The organism is Pseudomonas sp. AC112 (assembly GCF_979253545.1).
Map to the genome: position 1 here is coordinate 4941105 of NZ_CEEDCM010000001.1, position 15958 is coordinate 4957062.

The 15958-nt window shown below is 60.5% G+C and carries 16 protein-coding genes; 13 read left to right on the plus strand and 3 right to left on the minus strand.

The genetic code is table 11. From position 1 onward, the window contains the following. The first annotated feature begins 95 nt into the window (after positions 1–95). The 4 genes from AC0IYN_RS22995 to AC0IYN_RS23010 all read left to right on the plus strand — a co-directional run bounded on the left by AC0IYN_RS22995 (position 96) and on the right by AC0IYN_RS23010 (position 2856). Positions 96–413, plus strand: a complete 318-nt coding sequence (locus AC0IYN_RS22995) for a hypothetical protein (protein WP_457239877.1) — start codon at positions 96–98, stop codon at positions 411–413. A 514-nt stretch (positions 414–927) separates the two neighbouring features. Continuing rightward, a complete protein-coding gene (locus AC0IYN_RS23000; protein ID WP_099491802.1) occupies positions 928–1641 on the plus strand; it encodes a hypothetical protein in 714 nt (237 codons plus the stop codon). A 177-nt stretch (positions 1642–1818) separates the two neighbouring features. Continuing rightward, positions 1819–2088, plus strand: a complete 270-nt coding sequence (locus tag AC0IYN_RS23005) for a hypothetical protein (RefSeq protein ID WP_406599438.1) — start codon at positions 1819–1821, stop codon at positions 2086–2088. Positions 2089–2358: 270 nt separating this feature from the next. Beyond that, positions 2359–2856, plus strand: a complete 498-nt coding sequence (locus AC0IYN_RS23010; RefSeq protein ID WP_471843390.1) for a hypothetical protein — start codon at positions 2359–2361, stop codon at positions 2854–2856. A gap of 50 nt (positions 2857–2906) precedes the next feature. On the opposite strand, the gene AC0IYN_RS23015 is transcribed toward AC0IYN_RS23010, so the two are convergent. Beyond that, a complete protein-coding gene (locus tag AC0IYN_RS23015; RefSeq protein ID WP_025858168.1) occupies positions 2907–3533 on the minus strand; it encodes a helix-turn-helix domain-containing protein in 627 nt (208 codons plus the stop codon). A gap of 5 nt (positions 3534–3538) precedes the next feature. Further along, complete coding sequence (locus AC0IYN_RS23020; protein WP_406599436.1) at positions 3539–3697, minus strand: hypothetical protein; 159 nt, start codon at positions 3695–3697, stop codon at positions 3539–3541. 223 nt (positions 3698–3920) lie between these two features. On the opposite strand from AC0IYN_RS23020, the gene AC0IYN_RS23025 reads away from it, so the two are divergent. From AC0IYN_RS23025 to AC0IYN_RS23035, 3 genes are all read left to right on the plus strand, one after another. Further along, complete coding sequence (locus AC0IYN_RS23025; protein WP_406599435.1) at positions 3921–6038, plus strand: TonB-dependent receptor family protein; 2118 nt, start codon at positions 3921–3923, stop codon at positions 6036–6038. A gap of 201 nt (positions 6039–6239) precedes the next feature. Then, positions 6240–6782 carry a sigma-70 family RNA polymerase sigma factor gene (locus AC0IYN_RS23030; RefSeq protein ID WP_406599434.1) on the plus strand — a complete coding sequence of 181 codons (543 nt, stop codon included), beginning with the start codon at positions 6240–6242 and terminating at the stop codon, positions 6780–6782. Then, entirely contained in the window at positions 6779–7711 is a 933-nt protein-coding gene (locus AC0IYN_RS23035) for a FecR family protein (RefSeq protein WP_457248815.1), read from the plus strand. The genes AC0IYN_RS23030 and AC0IYN_RS23035 overlap by 4 nt, the downstream gene beginning before the upstream one ends. Here AC0IYN_RS23035 and AC0IYN_RS23040 read toward each other — a convergent pair. Beyond that, positions 7708–9519 carry a sigma-54-dependent Fis family transcriptional regulator gene (locus AC0IYN_RS23040; protein WP_471843398.1) on the minus strand — a complete coding sequence of 604 codons (1812 nt, stop codon included), beginning with the start codon at positions 9517–9519 and terminating at the stop codon, positions 7708–7710. The genes AC0IYN_RS23035 and AC0IYN_RS23040 overlap by 4 nt on opposite strands. 364 nt (positions 9520–9883) lie before the next feature. Here AC0IYN_RS23040 and AC0IYN_RS23045 point away from each other — a divergent pair, with 364 nt between their 5' ends. From AC0IYN_RS23045 to AC0IYN_RS23070, 6 genes are all read left to right on the plus strand, one after another. Then, positions 9884–10978 (plus strand): ABC transporter ATP-binding protein, encoded by a 1095-nt coding sequence (locus AC0IYN_RS23045; RefSeq protein WP_071493336.1) that lies wholly within the window; start codon positions 9884–9886, stop codon positions 10976–10978. Continuing rightward, on the plus strand, positions 10978–12075 hold the full coding sequence (locus AC0IYN_RS23050) for an ABC transporter ATP-binding protein (RefSeq protein WP_457240526.1): 1098 nt from the start codon (positions 10978–10980) through the stop codon (positions 12073–12075). Before AC0IYN_RS23045 ends, AC0IYN_RS23050 begins: the two co-directional genes overlap by 1 nt. Continuing rightward, positions 12072–12938: a carbohydrate ABC transporter permease gene (locus tag AC0IYN_RS23055; protein ID WP_025858174.1), complete on the plus strand. Its 867-nt coding sequence runs from the start codon at positions 12072–12074 to the stop codon at positions 12936–12938. Before AC0IYN_RS23050 ends, AC0IYN_RS23055 begins: the two co-directional genes overlap by 4 nt. 10 nt (positions 12939–12948) lie before the next feature. Continuing rightward, entirely contained in the window at positions 12949–13749 is an 801-nt protein-coding gene (locus AC0IYN_RS23060) for a carbohydrate ABC transporter permease (protein ID WP_071491788.1), read from the plus strand. Positions 13750–13759: 10 nt separating this feature from the next. Further along, positions 13760–14032 carry a DUF2160 domain-containing protein gene (locus AC0IYN_RS23065; protein ID WP_010209675.1) on the plus strand — a complete coding sequence of 91 codons (273 nt, stop codon included), beginning with the start codon at positions 13760–13762 and terminating at the stop codon, positions 14030–14032. A gap of 132 nt (positions 14033–14164) precedes the next feature. Next, complete coding sequence (locus tag AC0IYN_RS23070; RefSeq protein WP_457239468.1) at positions 14165–15907, plus strand: ABC transporter substrate-binding protein; 1743 nt, start codon at positions 14165–14167, stop codon at positions 15905–15907. Positions 15908–15958 lie beyond the last annotated feature (51 nt).

Below are 15958 nucleotides of genomic sequence, written 5' to 3' on the forward strand. Positions count from 1 at the left end.
AGCATTGCCCGCTGGGAGTTGAAAAACAGTGCGTTGAATACGAAGGGGTTTTTGATATGTCCAAAGAACTACTCGGAGTTTCTGCTCTAGGGTTGATGGTAATCGGTGAGTTTTGTGCGATCTACAGTGAGGTAGTTACCGCCAGGCTGGCTCAGGCAGGCGATGGTTCGTGGCAAGGGTTCATCATGCCGGTGGTGGTGATGTGCTTTGCCGGGCTTTGTCTGTTGGGGGCTTACTGGCTGGGGTATCTGGCGGTCGGTGACATTTGGGTGGTCACGGTGGTGTCCATCACATCGTTATTGCTGCTGGAGCCTGTATTGATTTGGGCATTGTTCCATGAAGTCCCCGGGCGAGGCGCGTTGATCGGCTTTTGCCTGGGCGCGTTGGGCATGCTCGCCACGGTCTTGCTGTAGCTGCACGTTCTGGCCCGGCATTGTTATGTCGGGCCAGGTTGCCGGTTTATCACGGGCAATACCTTCCACTACCGCGCCTGCGGTCGAGTGTTAAGGCAGTGATACTCAGCTCAGCAAAAAAGCTGCGCCACCGAAAGCAGGCAAATCACCTGAACAACCATTTGTGCTCGAATTGGATGTTTCATTGCCGTCTCCCTCAAGTACAGCTGCTGGTGGGTATGCCGTCGGTGATGGAGACAACCGCGTCAGCCCCTTCAAAGGTTGAAATGCCACCCTGGATCGCCGACAACACACGCAACTGTTACAAACAGTATAGACCCTGGAAAATATTCGTCGCGGATGCGCCTTTTCACCGCCCCGGCGGCCTCTGCTGACAACTATCTCCCCACCGCCATTGCACTTTTCTGGATTTCTCCGCTCTATCCTTGTCCCAGCCCCGCCGATCCCCGCGTGGGCAGATGAGCCAGATCGGGTGCCGATGGATCGCACGTTTCCTTGTTTCAACCTTCGACGGATGCGCCAGCCCTTGTTGCTGGCGGCCGTGTTAATGCTCTGTGCCAGCGGTTGCAGCCAGCAGCAGGGGCGCGATATCGCCAAGCAGTTCAGCAATGGCAAGCCCGATGAGTTCTTCCAGACCAGTGTGGATCGCATGGCGACGCTGGGCATGCGTGACAACCTGCAAAGCCTGTATTTGCTGATGAACAAACTCTACCTGCGCAATCCCAGCCAATGGCGCCAGTCGGGTTATCCGGATGCGGTCACGGCGGCGCGGGAGATTCGCCAGGCCATCGAGCAACGGCGCGCGCTACCCGCCCTTGGGGAGCGGCGTGATTTGGTGGCGCTGAGCTATTCCTTGAGCCCGGAATTCAAGGGCGATCGGGTTGGCGCGTTTATCTACGCCATCGGCAGCATGATCGTCACCGCCCACGGCGGGCGCACCGAGTTCTACATCACCGACTCGATCAACCCGCAGTTCGTCAGCAATGCCGCGCGCAATATCGAGAAAGCCACCTGGTTGTTGAGCAAACGCCAGGATGCGAATGGCGTGCTGCTGCTGTTTTCCAATGAGATATCGGAGGAGGGCAGCAACCTGAGTTTTGCGGTGGAGTTCGGCAAGATTGTCGCGCGCCTCGACCTGCTGACCCAGATGCTCGACGAGCGCTACCGCCGCATTGGACTGAACTATGCGCAGAGCTTGTTGCTGATGAATTTCCTGCCGGTGCAGTGACCCGTGTACTGGCACGTAACACCGTCAGTCATTCCCCTGAACGCTTGTTTCTCCCTAATGATGGGTACGGTGTTTCCCTTTCCTTTGTAGGAAGCGGCCTATCTTGTCTCCCCGTGCTTGAAACACCCTGCGGTCCTCAATAGCCTCGGATTTTTCCGAAAGAGAGAGGCCTCCAGCATGGGTAAGCAAAAAACGGTTTGGCCTACTGATCGCGAAATACGTTTGCGCTTTATCCTCTTTGCCGTGATCGATGCGGCGAGTGTCCAGGGCGTTTCCGCCGACGTGTTACTGCCGGCACACAAGCTGCTGCGCGAGTCACCGACCGAGGCGCAGTTGCTCGAGGCGCTGGGTGGGATACTGGACGCTGATGAAATGTATGGTTTTCGGCTCCCGCCTGGGTCGGAAGCGGAAGAGTTGATGCACACGTTAAGGAAACCTGAGCACTAGTTGCGCCCTGTTAGATCGTTTATTTCCATAAGGTTGGTCGAGATTCCAGGATCGAATATCCATAGCGTCGATTTAAATCGTTCAACAATCAGGATGAATGCCATAGCGACGAAATCCTCATCATCACATCCAGCACAGCTGTTTTCTTTAGCTAAGCTTCCCCCCGAACATCCATTCCTGCTGCTCTGCTGCCGTCTTGCGCCGCCCTCTGGCGTCTCTAGAATCGGCCCCAGAACTTACTCATTTCCTGTCGATTACGGAGTTTCGAAGATGATGAATGCCATGCAGATGCCGATGAACACCTCCATGCCCATGATGCCGATGATGGGCATGCCGATGATGATGGCCACCATGCAGTGCGAAATGGCTGCGGACGCCATGATGTGCACCATGAAGCCGGCTGCCGGTATGGACATGGCTCAGTTCAAGACCAGCGCCGAAATGATGGCGATGATGATGAACTGCGGCATGCCGATGATGATGCAGTGCGCCAACATGTCGATGATGTGCATGTCGGCCGACGCCATGGCCATGATGACCGGCATGAACATGATGCCGATGATGGGCATGCCAATGCCGATGATGAAGTGCGTGATGGAATGCACCCTGATGGGCGACAGCATGATGTGCAAAATGATGCCGATGCCAGGCATGAGCATGGCCATGATGGAAAACTGCTGCATGCTCATGAACAAAATGATGAACGACTGCGCCATGCCGATGATGATGAGCTGCAACGGCATGCCGATGATGTGCTGCACCTGCTGATAGGTCCCGTACTCAAAAAAACGCCCCGATTATTCGGGGCGTTTTGCGTTTCAATCCAGGCGTTCGGGGTAGGTAATCACCAGGAACGCTACGGCCTCGCTGTCTGCCGGGTTGCGGTAGCGGTGGGGCTGGTCGGCATAGAACAGGATCGAGTCGCCGGTTGAAAGCAAATAGCGCTCGTCGTTGACGCTGACTTCCAGCACGCCTTGGGCCACCACCAGGTTTTCCTGGATACCTGGGCCATGGCCTTCGGACACTTCCTCGCCCAGCGCGCGCAGGCGGATCTCGTAGAACTCGGACTGGCGCGCGGTATCGTAGGGGAACAATGCCCGGCTGATAAACGCGCCATCGGCACTCACCAGGCGCTTGCTCTGTTGCGCCGGCAGCACTTCCACCCCCTCGAAGGCGCGGTCCTCCAGGAACGCCGCTACGGACACCTTCAAGCCCTTGGCAATCTTGCACAGCACCTTGATCGACGGCACGCTGCGCCCGGATTCGATCTGCGCCAGCATTGCCCGGCTCACGCCACAGGCACGTGCCAACCCATCCAGGGACAAGTGGCGTTTGCTGCGCAGGCGTTGCAGGTTGTGGGCGACGCACAGGCTGATCACGTCGTCGTCAGTGCTGGGTTTGGGCAGGGGTTCAGGCGGTTCGGGAAGCACGTGCAGGAAATTCATCAGCCTTACGCCCGGCGAGTATCGCTGGACGGAGCAGCCTGGGCAGTAAACACCGCCAGCCCGGCACGCGCTGCGTACATCGCCCACATCAACTCGGCCGCTGCACGCGCCTGGCGGCGTTTACGGTGGAGCGTGAAGTCGATGATCGTGGCGGATGTCTGCATGGGGGCGGTCTCGTGGTACGTGGTTGACTCAGTGGCTCCACAGTAATGCTTGGGGGTTATTTCTTTAAATACTGAGTTTGCATGTGTTAATTCGATTTCGGACTTAGAAAAGAATCAACGTCCGACGCTGTTGTGGGAAAGGTCTGGTCCGTTAATAAGGAGTGACCTGGCGGGCGTCCCTGTCTTCCCACCACGTGCCCCCCGAATTCCAAGGACCCGCCCCATGCTGCTGCGCCAACCTCCGTTCCTTCTTGCCGCCCTGACGTTAAGCTCGCTGGTGCACGCCGAAGACCTGCAATTGGCCCCGGTCGAAGTCACCAGCAGCGAAGTCAGCGCCGGTGAAGTGGCCCAGGCGCAGCTCAAGAGCGTGCCCGGCGGAACCAATTACATCGACATGGACAACGTGCAGCAGGGCAGGGTGAGCACCAACGAAGACGTGTTCAAGTACCAGGCCGGGGTGTACGCCAAGGCGGCGAATAATGAAGGGGTAAAACTCTCGATTCGCGGCTCGGGGCTGAATCGCAGCCCCGGTTCCCATGCCTCCGGCCTGTACGAAATGTTCGACGGCCTGCCACTCACCGGCCCCGGCGGTACGCCCTATGAACTCAAAGACCCGTTGTGGCAAAGCCGGGTCGAAGTGCTGCGGGGCGCCAATGGTTTTGACCAGGGCGCGTTGGCCCTGGGTGGCGCAGTCAACTACGTGACACGCACCGGTTACGACGCTCCCAAGCTGCAATTGCGCTACGAAGCGGGCAGCAAAGGCTATGCCCAGCGCGAGATCAGTTCGGGCCAGGTGCTGGGGGACGCCGACTACTACATCAGCCTCACCGACTCCGAGTCCGACGGCTACCAGCGCCAGAGCGCCGGCACCGGCCAGGGCATGGCCGCCAACTTCGGCTACCGTTTCAATCCGGACCTGGAAACCCGCTTCTATTTTCGCTACCGCGAAACCACCAACGACACCCCCGGCAAGCTCACCCGCGCCCAGATCAGCCACGACCCACGCGCGGCCAACAGCCTCAACGCCGCCCGCGACTCCAAGCGCCTGCAGCCGGGTTCCACCTGGATCGCCAACAAGACCACCCTGCAGCTGGATGACAATGCCCGGGTCGAAGTCGGCCTGGCCTACCATGATTACCCGATGGACCTGCGCGAAGGCACCAACCGTCTGAAAGTCGCCTACACCGACATCAGTGGCACCCTCAACTACATCCGCCAGGACACGCTGTTCGGCCACGACAGCAAGACCACACTCGGCCTGCGCACCACCCAGGCGATGCCCAACAACGGCGCTTCGGAGTATGTGCGCACGCCTGCCGGTAACACTGCCGGCTACACCCCCGGCACCAAGACCCGTGACTACAGCTACCTGGGCTCCGACACCGTGCTGCATATCGGCAACGACCTGGAACTGGTGCCTGACCTGTGGCTGACCACCGGCCTGGCGGCGATCTATACCCGTCGCGAAACCCAGGTCACTTATCCCGAGGGCCAGGCGCCGCTCAGCCAGCATGACTGGGACTACGCCCCGCGCGTCGGCCTGCGTTACGACTTCACCCCGCAATTGCAGGTGTACGGCAACCTGAGCCGCTCGGTGGAGCCGCCGCATGCGTGGTCGATGATCTGGGGTTCGAACAAATACTTCCCCGCAGGCAGTGGAGCGGCCACCGGTTTGCAGCGCGAAGGCGTGAGCCTGAAAAACCAGACCGCCACCACCCTGGAGATCGGTGGCCGTGGCGAAGCCTGGCTCGGCCAGTGGGACCTGGCGCTGTACCGCTCCGAAGTGCGCCACGAACTGCTCACCGTGGAAACCCAGGCACAGACCTCCACCAGCAATGCCATCGTCGCCGAGTCCAATGCCAGCCCCACTGTGCACCAAGGCGTTGAGCTGAGCCTGCTCAGCCCGTTGTGGGACGGCGGCCGCAACGGCCAGGTTGCCCTACGCCAGGCCTACACCTTCAGTGACTTCCACTACCGTGACGATGACCGCTTCGGCGACAACACCTTGCCGGGCATTCCTAAGCATTACTATCAGGCGCAAGTGCGCTACAGCCATCCGACCGGTTTCTACACCAGCTTCAACACCGAGCATTCATCAAGAGTGGCGGTGGACTATGCCAATTCCTATTACGCCGCGTCCTACACCATTCTCGGCGCTACCTTCGGCTACGACGCACCCAAGCAGGACTGGCAAGCTTGGGTCGACCTGCGCAACCTGACCAACCGGCGCTACGCCAATACCGTCACGCCGGGGTATGACGACAAGGGCGTAGACATGGCGCGCTCCACACCAGCGGACGGCCGTGGCCTCTACACCGGCGTGTCATGGAGTTGGCGCTAACGGCACGTAATTTTTAAAACACCTCCGTTCCACTGCAGGAGCCCGGCTTGCCGGCGATAGCGATCTCAAGGGCGCCATCGCCGGCAAGCCGGGCTCCTACAGTGGGCAGCATCCGACATAGGAGCGGCACTTGCTCCTACACCGTTTTACTGGCATTGTTTGCGCAATTGGCAATTATTCCCATTTGAGATCTTTTTGCGCATGCATGACATTCCGGCCGCGCTGGGCGACTCCGTCCGGCAGCAGACCCTCACGGCGATGTACAGCGAGCACCACGGCTGGTTGCACGGCTGGCTGCGCAAGAAGCTCGGGTGTTCCCAGCATGCCGCCGACCTGGCCCATGACGCGTTCATCCGCGTGCTGATGCTGGCCGAGCCACAGGCGATCAAGGAACCCCGTGCTTTCCTGGCCACCACGGCAGGGCGGCTGTTGATCGACGGCGCCCGCCGTCGCCGTATCGAAAAAGCCTACATGGAAGCCCTGGCGATCCAGTGCGAAGACGCCGGTATGCCCGACCCTGCCGCGATTCACGTGGCGCTGCAAGCGCTCGAACGCATTGCCGAGATGCTCGCCGGCCTGCCGGCCAAGGCCCGCGAAGCGTTCCTGCTGAGTCGTCTCGATGGCCTGACCTACAGCGAAATCGCCACGCGCCTGGACGTGTCTTCCAGTACCGTCAAAAACTACATCTCCAGCGCCCTGGTGCATTGCTACCACAGCTTGCACCCGGCTGACCCGCTGGCATGAGTTCCGAACAGATTATCCAGCAGGCCGCGCAGTGGCTCACGCGCCTGCACGACGAAGCTGTCACCGACGCCGATCGCCAGGCTTTCAACGCCTGGCGCCAGGCCGACCCGCGCCACGAAGTGGCTATCGAGCGCATGAGCGCGCTGTGGGGTAGCCTCGACGCATTGCCCGCCAAGCCCGCGCGCATTGCCCTTAACCGTGCCTTCACCCCGCGACCTCGACGTGGCGCGCAGGTGGTGGGCTTGCTCGGTGTGGTCCTGTGCGGTTGGCTGGGCCTGCAACACCTGCCCATCTGGATGGCTGACCAGCGCACCGGCATCGGTGAGCGCCGACAGATCGCCCTCGAAGACGGCAGCCAGTTGCAGCTCAACAGCAACTCGGCGGTGGACGTGCAGTTCGACGGCCATCAACGGGTGATCGAACTGCTGCAAGGCGAGCTCTGGGTGGACGTGGCCAAAGATGCGCAACGGCCTTTCGTAGTGCGTACCGACCAGGGCACCGCCACAGCGCTGGGCACGCGTTACCTGGTCAAGCGCGCGGCAGACGGCACCACGGTGGTGACGGTGATCGAGTCCGCGGTAGCGGTCAAAGGCGAGACCCTCGATGGGGTCAAGGTCAAGGCCGGCCAGCGCTCGGTCCTCGACCATGGCCGCGCGCAGCCGCCGCAAGCCATCAACGATAGTGACCCCGACGCCTGGACCCGTGGCCTGCTCAAGGTCAACGACCAACCCCTGAGCGAGGTGCTGCAAACCCTCGCCAGCTATCGCCACGGCATGCTGCGCTTCGATCCACAGGCCCTGCAGAACCTGCGGGTGTCCGGCGTGTTCAAGCTCGACGACACGGCAGCGGCGCTGTCGTCATTGGCGGATAACCTGCCGATCCAGGTGGAGTACTTCACCGACCTGCTGGTGGTGGTCAAGCCGCGCTAGGGCTGGCGCAGGCGCTTGTACAGGGTATTGCGGCTCACCCCCAGTTCGCGCGCCAGGTGGGAGATATTCCCACCGACGGCCTTGAGGCGGTGGTTGAGGTCGATGCTGTCATCCAGGTACTCACTGATCGGCTGCGGTGGTTCCACTTTCAAGTCGACAAAAAAATCATCCGGCAGGTGCTCCGGGCGGATCGGCTGTTCTTCGGCCATCGCCAGCGCCACCTGCAACACGCTGCTCACCTGGCGCAGGTTCCCCGGCCACGGGTGCTGTTCGAACAGCGCCAGCACGTCAGCGCTCAGGCCCGCCCACTGGGTTGGCTCGCGGTGTTGCTGCCACAGTTGCTGGAAGAGTGCCTGCTTGTCGGTGCGCTCGCGTAGGGGCGGCAGTTCCAGGGTCAGGCCGCCGATGCGATAGTACAAATCTTCACGAAAACGTCCGGCCTGCACCAGCTCGCGCAGTGCGCGGTTGGTGGCCGAGATGATGCGCAAATCCACCGGGAACAACTCGCTGCTGCCCACTGGTTGTACGCAACGTTCCTGCAGCACCCGGAGCAAGCGGGCCTGGGTGGGCAGTGGCATGTCACCGATCTCGTCGAGAAACAGCGTGCCCTTGTCGGCCTTGCGGATCAGGCCGATGCTGCCTTTTTGATTGGCGCCGGTGAAGGCGCCTTTTTCATAGCCGAACAGTTCCGACTCCACCAGCTCGGCCGGAATCGCCGCGCAGTTCACCGCGATAAACGCCTTCTGGCTGCGCGAACTGGCCTGGTGCAAGGCTTTGACGAACACTTCCTTGCCCACGCCGGTTTCGCCGTGGATCAGCAGCGGAATATCTTTTTCCAGCAACCGCTCGGCCTGGCGCACGGCTTTCTCTACGCGCACATCGCCAAAATGCAACGTCTTGAGGCCAATGGAGGCAGGCTTTGGCGGCGTCGGTTCAGTAAATACACGCGCCTGCACCGGCATTTGCCTGGGCCGCTTCAACAAGCACTGGAAGCGATTGCGCCCTGCGGCTTGCAGGGAGAAGGGCAGGCCTTCCGGTTGGTTCAACAGTTCCAGCAGCGACACTTTGAACAGGCTGTCGATCATCACCCGCGACAGGCTGATGCCCAGCAGGTTGTCGGCACGTCGGTTGGCTGACAGCACCTGGCCGCTTTCATCAAAGATCAGCAGGCCGGCCCATTGGCTATCCAGGTTACTGAGGCCGGTATTGAAGGTCAGTTGGAAGTGCTCGCCGCGAAACAGGTTGAGGATCAGCCGGTTCTCCACGGTCTGGCTCATCATCTTGACCATGCCCAGGGTGTGGGAGGGCGGCAGGTAGCTGTCGCTGGACACGTCCAGCACCGCGATGATCTCGCGCTGGGCATCGAAGATCGGCGCCGCCGAGCCGGTCATGAAGCGGTTGGCCTTGAGAAAGTGTTCATCGTGTTCGATATGCACCGCCTGGGCGCAGGCCAGCGCGGTGCCGATGGCATTGGTGCCGCTGGAGCGCTCCATCCAGCTGGCGCCGGGGTTGAAGCCCCTGGCCAGCTTGGGTTCGATAAAGCGCTGGGTGCCCCAACTGGTCAGCACCTGGCCCTGGTTGTCGGCCAGCATGATCAGGCAGTTGGAGTTACTGAGGATATTTTCGTAGTAGGGCAGCACTTCCTGATGGGTGGTCTGTACCAGCGAGTGCTGGCTCTCCAGCAATTGGCTGATGCCCTCGGCGGGGAGTTGGTCGAAGCTGGGCGTGCTCTGGTGGTCCAGGCCGAAGGCGCGGCAACGGCGCCAGGATTCCTGGATAAGGGTGTCGTGAGCCAGTGGTTCGGCCATGGTGCGACCTTCATTTTTATTGTTATTGGGCTTGCACAATCTACCTGAAGAAACCGGATCAAAATGTGGGAGCGGGCTTGCTCGCGAATGCGTTGGACCAGTCGACCTGTTTATTGACTGACACAACGCTTTCGCGAGCAAGCCCGCTCCCACATCTGCCCTGTATCGGTGATGAGAGTGTTGTTCAGGACTGTTCATTGTCAAGGGCCTGAGTGTTCAGTTGTTCAGCCTGTGATGTTCATTTCTGTTCACACCTGAACATCCCGTTTAGCCCATTTCCTTGCACATCAAGCACTTGCCGTTTTGGCACGAAACTCGCTCTGACACCTGGCCAGATTCATTCCAATAATAAAAAGGTCGTGTCATGTCATTGACCCTGGAACATGTCTCCCGCGTTGTCGAAGGCCAGACCTGGATCGACGACGCCAACCTGCGCTTCGAAGCCGGTTCCTTCAACGTCTTGCTCGGCCGCACGCTGTCCGGCAAGACCAGCCTGATGCGCCTGATGGCCGGGCTGGACAAGCCCGACAGCGGTCGCATCCTGATGAACGGCGTGGATGTCACGCAAAAACCGGTGCGCCTGCGCAACGTGTCGATGGTCTATCAGCAGTTCATCAACTACCCGACCATGACCGTGTTCGAGAACATCGCCTCGCCGTTGCGCCAGGCCGGTGTGTCTAACGAGCTGATCCAGAGCAAGGTGCTGGAAACCGCCAGGATGCTGCGCATCGAGAAATTCCTCCAGCGTCACCCGCTGGAACTCTCCGGTGGCCAGCAGCAACGCACGGCCATGGCCCGTGCGCTGGTCAAGGACGCCGAGTTGATCCTGTTCGATGAACCGCTGGTGAACCTGGACTACAAACTGCGCGAAGAGCTGCGTCAGGAAATGCGCGAGCTGTTTGCCGCGCGCCACACCATCGCCATCTACGCCACCACCGAACCCAACGAAGCCCTGGCCCTGGGCGGCACCACCACCATCCTGCACGAAGGCCGGGTGATCCAGAGCGGCAAGGCCGCCGAGGTCTATCACCAGCCGCAGACCGTGCTGGCCGCCGAGCTGTTTTCCGAGCCGCCGATCAACCTGATGCCGGGGCGTATCAGCGGCAATGAAGTGAGCTTCGCCAATTTCGTGCACTTCCCGCTCAACGTCGACCTGCGCCCCATCGGCGAAGGCGAGTTCCGTTTCGGCGTACGTCCCAGCCATATCAGCCTGGTGCCGAGCAACGACGACGACCTGGAGCTGGCGGTGACCGTGGAAGTCGCCGAGATCAGCGGTTCGGAAACCTTCTTGCACGTGCGCAGCGAACACTTCCTGTTGGTGCTGCACCTGCCGGGCGTGCACGAATACGACGTCGACGCGCCGATCCGCGTGTACATCCCCACCCATAAACTGTTTGTGTTCGATGGCCAGGGCCGTTTGGTCCAGGCCCCCGGGCGCCGTGTCGCGAGGGTTGCCTGATGGCCGAGATCCATTTGCAGAACCTGGCGCATAGCTACAGCCCTACGCCGAGCGGCCCCGAGGACTACGCCATTCGGGAAATGAACCACGTGTGGGAGCAGGGTGGGGCCTACGCCTTGCTCGGGCCGTCGGGCTGCGGCAAGTCGACCTTGCTCAATATCATCTCCGGCCTGCTCAGCCCGTCCGAGGGCCAGGTGCTGTTTGACAGCAAAGTGGTCAACGACCTTACCCCGGAAAAACGCAACATCGCCCAGGTGTTCCAGTTTCCGGTGGTGTACGACACCATGACGGTGTTCGACAACCTGGCGTTCCCGCTGCGCAACCAGGGCATGGCCGAGGCGAAGATCCACAGCAAGGTGCAGGAAATTGCCGAGGTCCTCGACCTGCAAAACCTGCTGGCCAAAAAGGCCCGCAACCTTACCGCCGACGAAAAACAGAAAGTCTCCATGGGCCGGGGCCTGGTGCGCGACGACGTGTCGGCGATCCTCTTCGATGAGCCGCTGACGGTGATTGACCCGCACCTCAAGTGGAAACTGCGGCGCAAGCTCAAGCAGATCCATGAGCAGTTCAACATCACCATGGTCTACGTCACCCACGACCAACTGGAGGCCTCGACCTTCGCCGACAAGATCGCGGTGATGTACGGCGGGCAAATCGTACAGTTCGGCACGCCGCGCGACCTGTTCGAACGGCCGAGCCACACCTTTGTCGGCTATTTCATCGGCAGCCCTGGGATGAACCTGATCGAAGTGCAGGCCGAGGCGGGCGGGGTGCGGTTTGCCGACACTCACCTGCCCTTGCCAGAGGCCTTGCAGCAACGCATTGCCAACACCGAGTACAAAAAGTTGCAGGTCGGTATCCGCCCGGAATTCATCCATGTGTGGGACGAGTACAATCCTGACGCCCTGCAGGCCGATGTCACTCATCTCGAAGACCTCGGCACCTACAAGATCATTACCCTCAACCTCGACGGCGCGCTGCTCAAGGTGCGCCTGGCCGAAGACAAACCGGTGCCCGAAGGCAAGGCCTCCATCAGCTTTCCCGCGCAATGGCTGATGGTGTATGCCGACGACTACCTGCTGGAGGTGCAGCCATGAACAAGGTGCAGAACAACAAGGCCTGGTGGCTGGTGTTGCCGGTGTTCCTGCTGGTGGCGTTCAGTGCGGTGATCCCGATGATGACCGTGGTCAACTACTCGGTGCAGGACATCTTCGACCAGTCCAGCCGCTACTTCGTCGGCGCCGACTGGTACAAGCAGGTGCTGCTCGACCCGCGCCTGCATGACTCGCTGCTGCGTCAGTTCATCTACTCGGCCTGCGTATTGCTGATCGAGATCCCGCTGGGCATCGCCATCGCCCTGACCATGCCGACCAAGGGGCGCTGGTCGTCGCTGGTGCTGATCATCCTCGCCATCCCGCTGCTGATCCCGTGGAACGTGGTGGGCACCATCTGGCAGATCTTCGGCCGCGCCGACATCGGCCTGCTGGGCTACAGCCTCAATGCGTTGGGTATCAGCTACAACTACGCGGCCAACACCATGGACGCCTGGGTCACGGTGCTGGTGATGGACGTGTGGCACTGGACGTCGCTGGTGGCGCTGCTGTGCTACTCCGGCCTACGGGCGATTCCGGATGTGTACTACCAGGCCGCGCGGATCGATCGTGCTTCGGCCTGGGCGGTGTTCCGACATATCCAGTTGCCGAAGATGAAGAGCGTGCTGCTGATCGCGGTGATGCTGCGGTTCATGGACAGCTTCATGATCTACACCGAACCCTTCGTCCTCACGGGTGGCGGGCCGGGTAACGCCACCACGTTCCTGAGTCAGACCCTGACCCAGATGGCCGTAGGCCAATTCGACCTGGGCCCGGCGGCGGCGTTTTCGCTGGTGTACTTCCTGATCATCCTGTTGGTGTCCTGGCTGTTCTACACCGCCATGACCCACTCCGACGCCAACCGCTGAGGCCGCCAACATGAACAAGAGAAAGCTGATACCGCTGCTGATCTACATCCTGTTCCTGCTGGTGCCGATCTACTGGCTGCTGAACATGTCCTTCAAGAGCAACACCGAAATCCTCGGCGGGCTGACGCTGTTTCCGCAGGACTTCACCCTGGCCAACTACAAGGTGATCTTCACCGACCCGAGCTGGTACACCGGGTACCTCAACTCGCTGTACTACGTGAGCCTGAACACAGTGATCTCCCTGAGCGTGGCGCTGCCGGCGGCTTATGCGTTCTCGCGCTACCGTTTCCTGGGCGACAAGCACCTGTTCTTCTGGTTGCTGACCAACCGCATGGCGCCACCGGCGGTGTTTCTGCTGCCGTTCTTCCAACTGTATTCGTCCATCGGCCTGTTCGACACGCACATTGCCGTGGCCCTGGCGCACTGCCTGTTCAACGTGCCGTTGGCGGTGTGGATCCTGGAAGGCTTCATGTCCGGGGTGCCCAAGGAAATCGACGAAACCGCCTACATCGACGGCTACTCGTTTCCCAAGTTCTTCGTGAAGATTTTTATCCCGTTGATCGGCTCTGGCATCGGTGTGACGGCGTTTTTCTGCTTCATGTTTTCCTGGGTCGAGTTGTTGCTGGCGCGCACCCTGACTTCGGTCAACGCCAAGCCCATTGCGGCGGTGATGACACGCACGGTGTCGGCGTCGGGTATCGATTGGGGCGTGCTGGCGGCGGCGGGGGTGTTGACTATCCTTCCCGGCATGCTGGTGATCTGGTTTGTTCGCAACCACGTGGCCAAGGGCTTTGCCCTTGGCCGGGTCTGAGGAGTCGATGATGGAATGGATGGCCTGGACCACCCCCACCGCGCTGTTCTTTGGTGCCATAGCCCTGATCCTCGCGGGCATGACCACCTGGGAACTGCGCTCGCCGAGCATCCCCCGGCGTGGTTTTTTACCGATCAGCACCACCCGTGGTGATCGTTTGTTTATCGGTCTTCTCGGCAGCGCCTACCTGCATTTGCTGGTCATCGGCGTTACCGACTGGAGCATCTGGGTGGCGTCCGCGCTCTCCCTGGTATGGCTGTTGAGTGTGATGCGTTGGGGCTAATCCGGATACCACGCCCTTGTAGGAGCCGGCTTGCCGGCGATGGCGCGCTCAAGATCGCTATCGCCGGCAAGCCGGCTCCTACACGGGGCGGTGGGGTTTGTAGTCCCTTTTGAAAATAACCAGGAGGTCTCTATGTTGAATAAGAACAATAAGCTGCGACATAGCATTTCATTGGCCGCCGTACTGGCCCTGAGCGGTTTGAGCGCCTCGGCCTGGGCCGATGCGTACGAAGATGCCGCGAAAAAATGGATCGGCAGCGAGTTCAAACCGTCCACCCTCACGGCCGAACAGCAGCTTGCGGAACTCAAGTGGTTCATCAAGGCTGCCGAACCCTTTCGTGGGATGAAGATCAACGTGGTGTCGGAAACCCTCACCACCCACGAGTACGAGTCCAAGGTGCTGGCCAAGGCTTTCAGTGAAATCACCGGGATCAAGCTGACCCACGACTTGCTGCAAGAAGGCGACGTGGTGGAGAAGCTGCAAACCCAGATGCAGTCCGACAAGAATATCTACGACGGCTGGGTCAACGATTCGGACCTGATCGGTACGCACTTTCGCTACGGCAAGACCGAATCCATCACGGACCTGATGGCCAATGAAGGCAAGGATTTCACCTCGCCGACCCTGGATATCAAGGACTTCATCGGCATTTCCTTCACCACCGCGCCTGACGGCAAGATCTACCAACTGCCTGACCAACAGTTCGCCAACCTCTACTGGTTCCGCGCCGACTGGTTCGAGCGCCCAGAGCTGAAAGCCAAGTTCAAGGAAAAATACGGCTACGAACTCGGCGTGCCGGTGAACTGGTCGGCCTATGAAGACATCGCCAAGTTCTTCAGCGAAGACGTCAAGGAAATCGACGGCAAACGTATCTATGGGCACATGGACTACGGCAAGAAAGACCCGTCCCTGGGCTGGCGCTTCACCGATGCCTGGTTCTCCATGGCCGGTGGTGGCGACAAGGGCCTGCCCAACGGCCTGCCGGTGGACGAGTGGGGCATTCGCGTCGAGGACTGCCACCCGGTGGGCTCCAGCGTCACCCGTGGCGGCGACACCAATGGTCCGGCCGCGGTGTTTGCCACGCAGAAATACGTGGACTGGATGAAAGCCTACGCGCCACCGGAAGCGGCGGGCATGACCTTCTCCGAATCCGGCCCGGTGCCGTCCCAAGGCAACATCGCCCAGCAGATCTTCTGGTACACCGCGTTTACGGCCGACATGGTCAAGCCGGGCCTGCCCGTGGTGAATGCCGACGGCACGCCAAAATGGCGCATGGCGCCGTCGCCTGTCGGACCTTATTGGGAAAAGGGCATGAAGAAGGGCTATCAGGACGTAGGCTCCTGGACCTTCCTCAAATCCACGCCCGAGAAACAGAAACTCGCGGCCTGGCTCTACGCGCAGTTCGTGACCTCGAAAACCGTGTCGCTGAAGAAAACCATCGTCGGCCTGACGCCGATTCGTGAGTCCGACATCAACTCCCAGGCCATGACCGACATGGCACCGAAGCTGGGTGGCCTGGTGGAGTTCTACCGCAGCCCGGCCCGGACCGAGTGGTCGCCGACTGGCACCAACGTGCCGGACTACCCACGCCTGGCGCAACTGTGGTGGAGCAACATCGCCGCCGCCGCCAGCGGCGAGAAAACCCCGCAACAGGCGCTCGACAACCTGGCCAAGGAACAGGACGCGATCATGACGCGCCTGGAGCGTTCCAAAGTGCAACCGGTGTGCGGCCCGAAAATGAACCCTGAGCGTGATGCGCAATACTGGTTCGACCAGCCGGGCGCGCCTAAACCGAAATTGGCCAACGAAAAACCCAAAGGCGAAACCGTGAACTACAACGACCTGCTCAAGCAGTGGGAGGCGGCGCGCAAGTAATTGCGTCAAGTGTAAGAGGGCAGAACGGCACGCTTGCGTGCCGTTTTACTG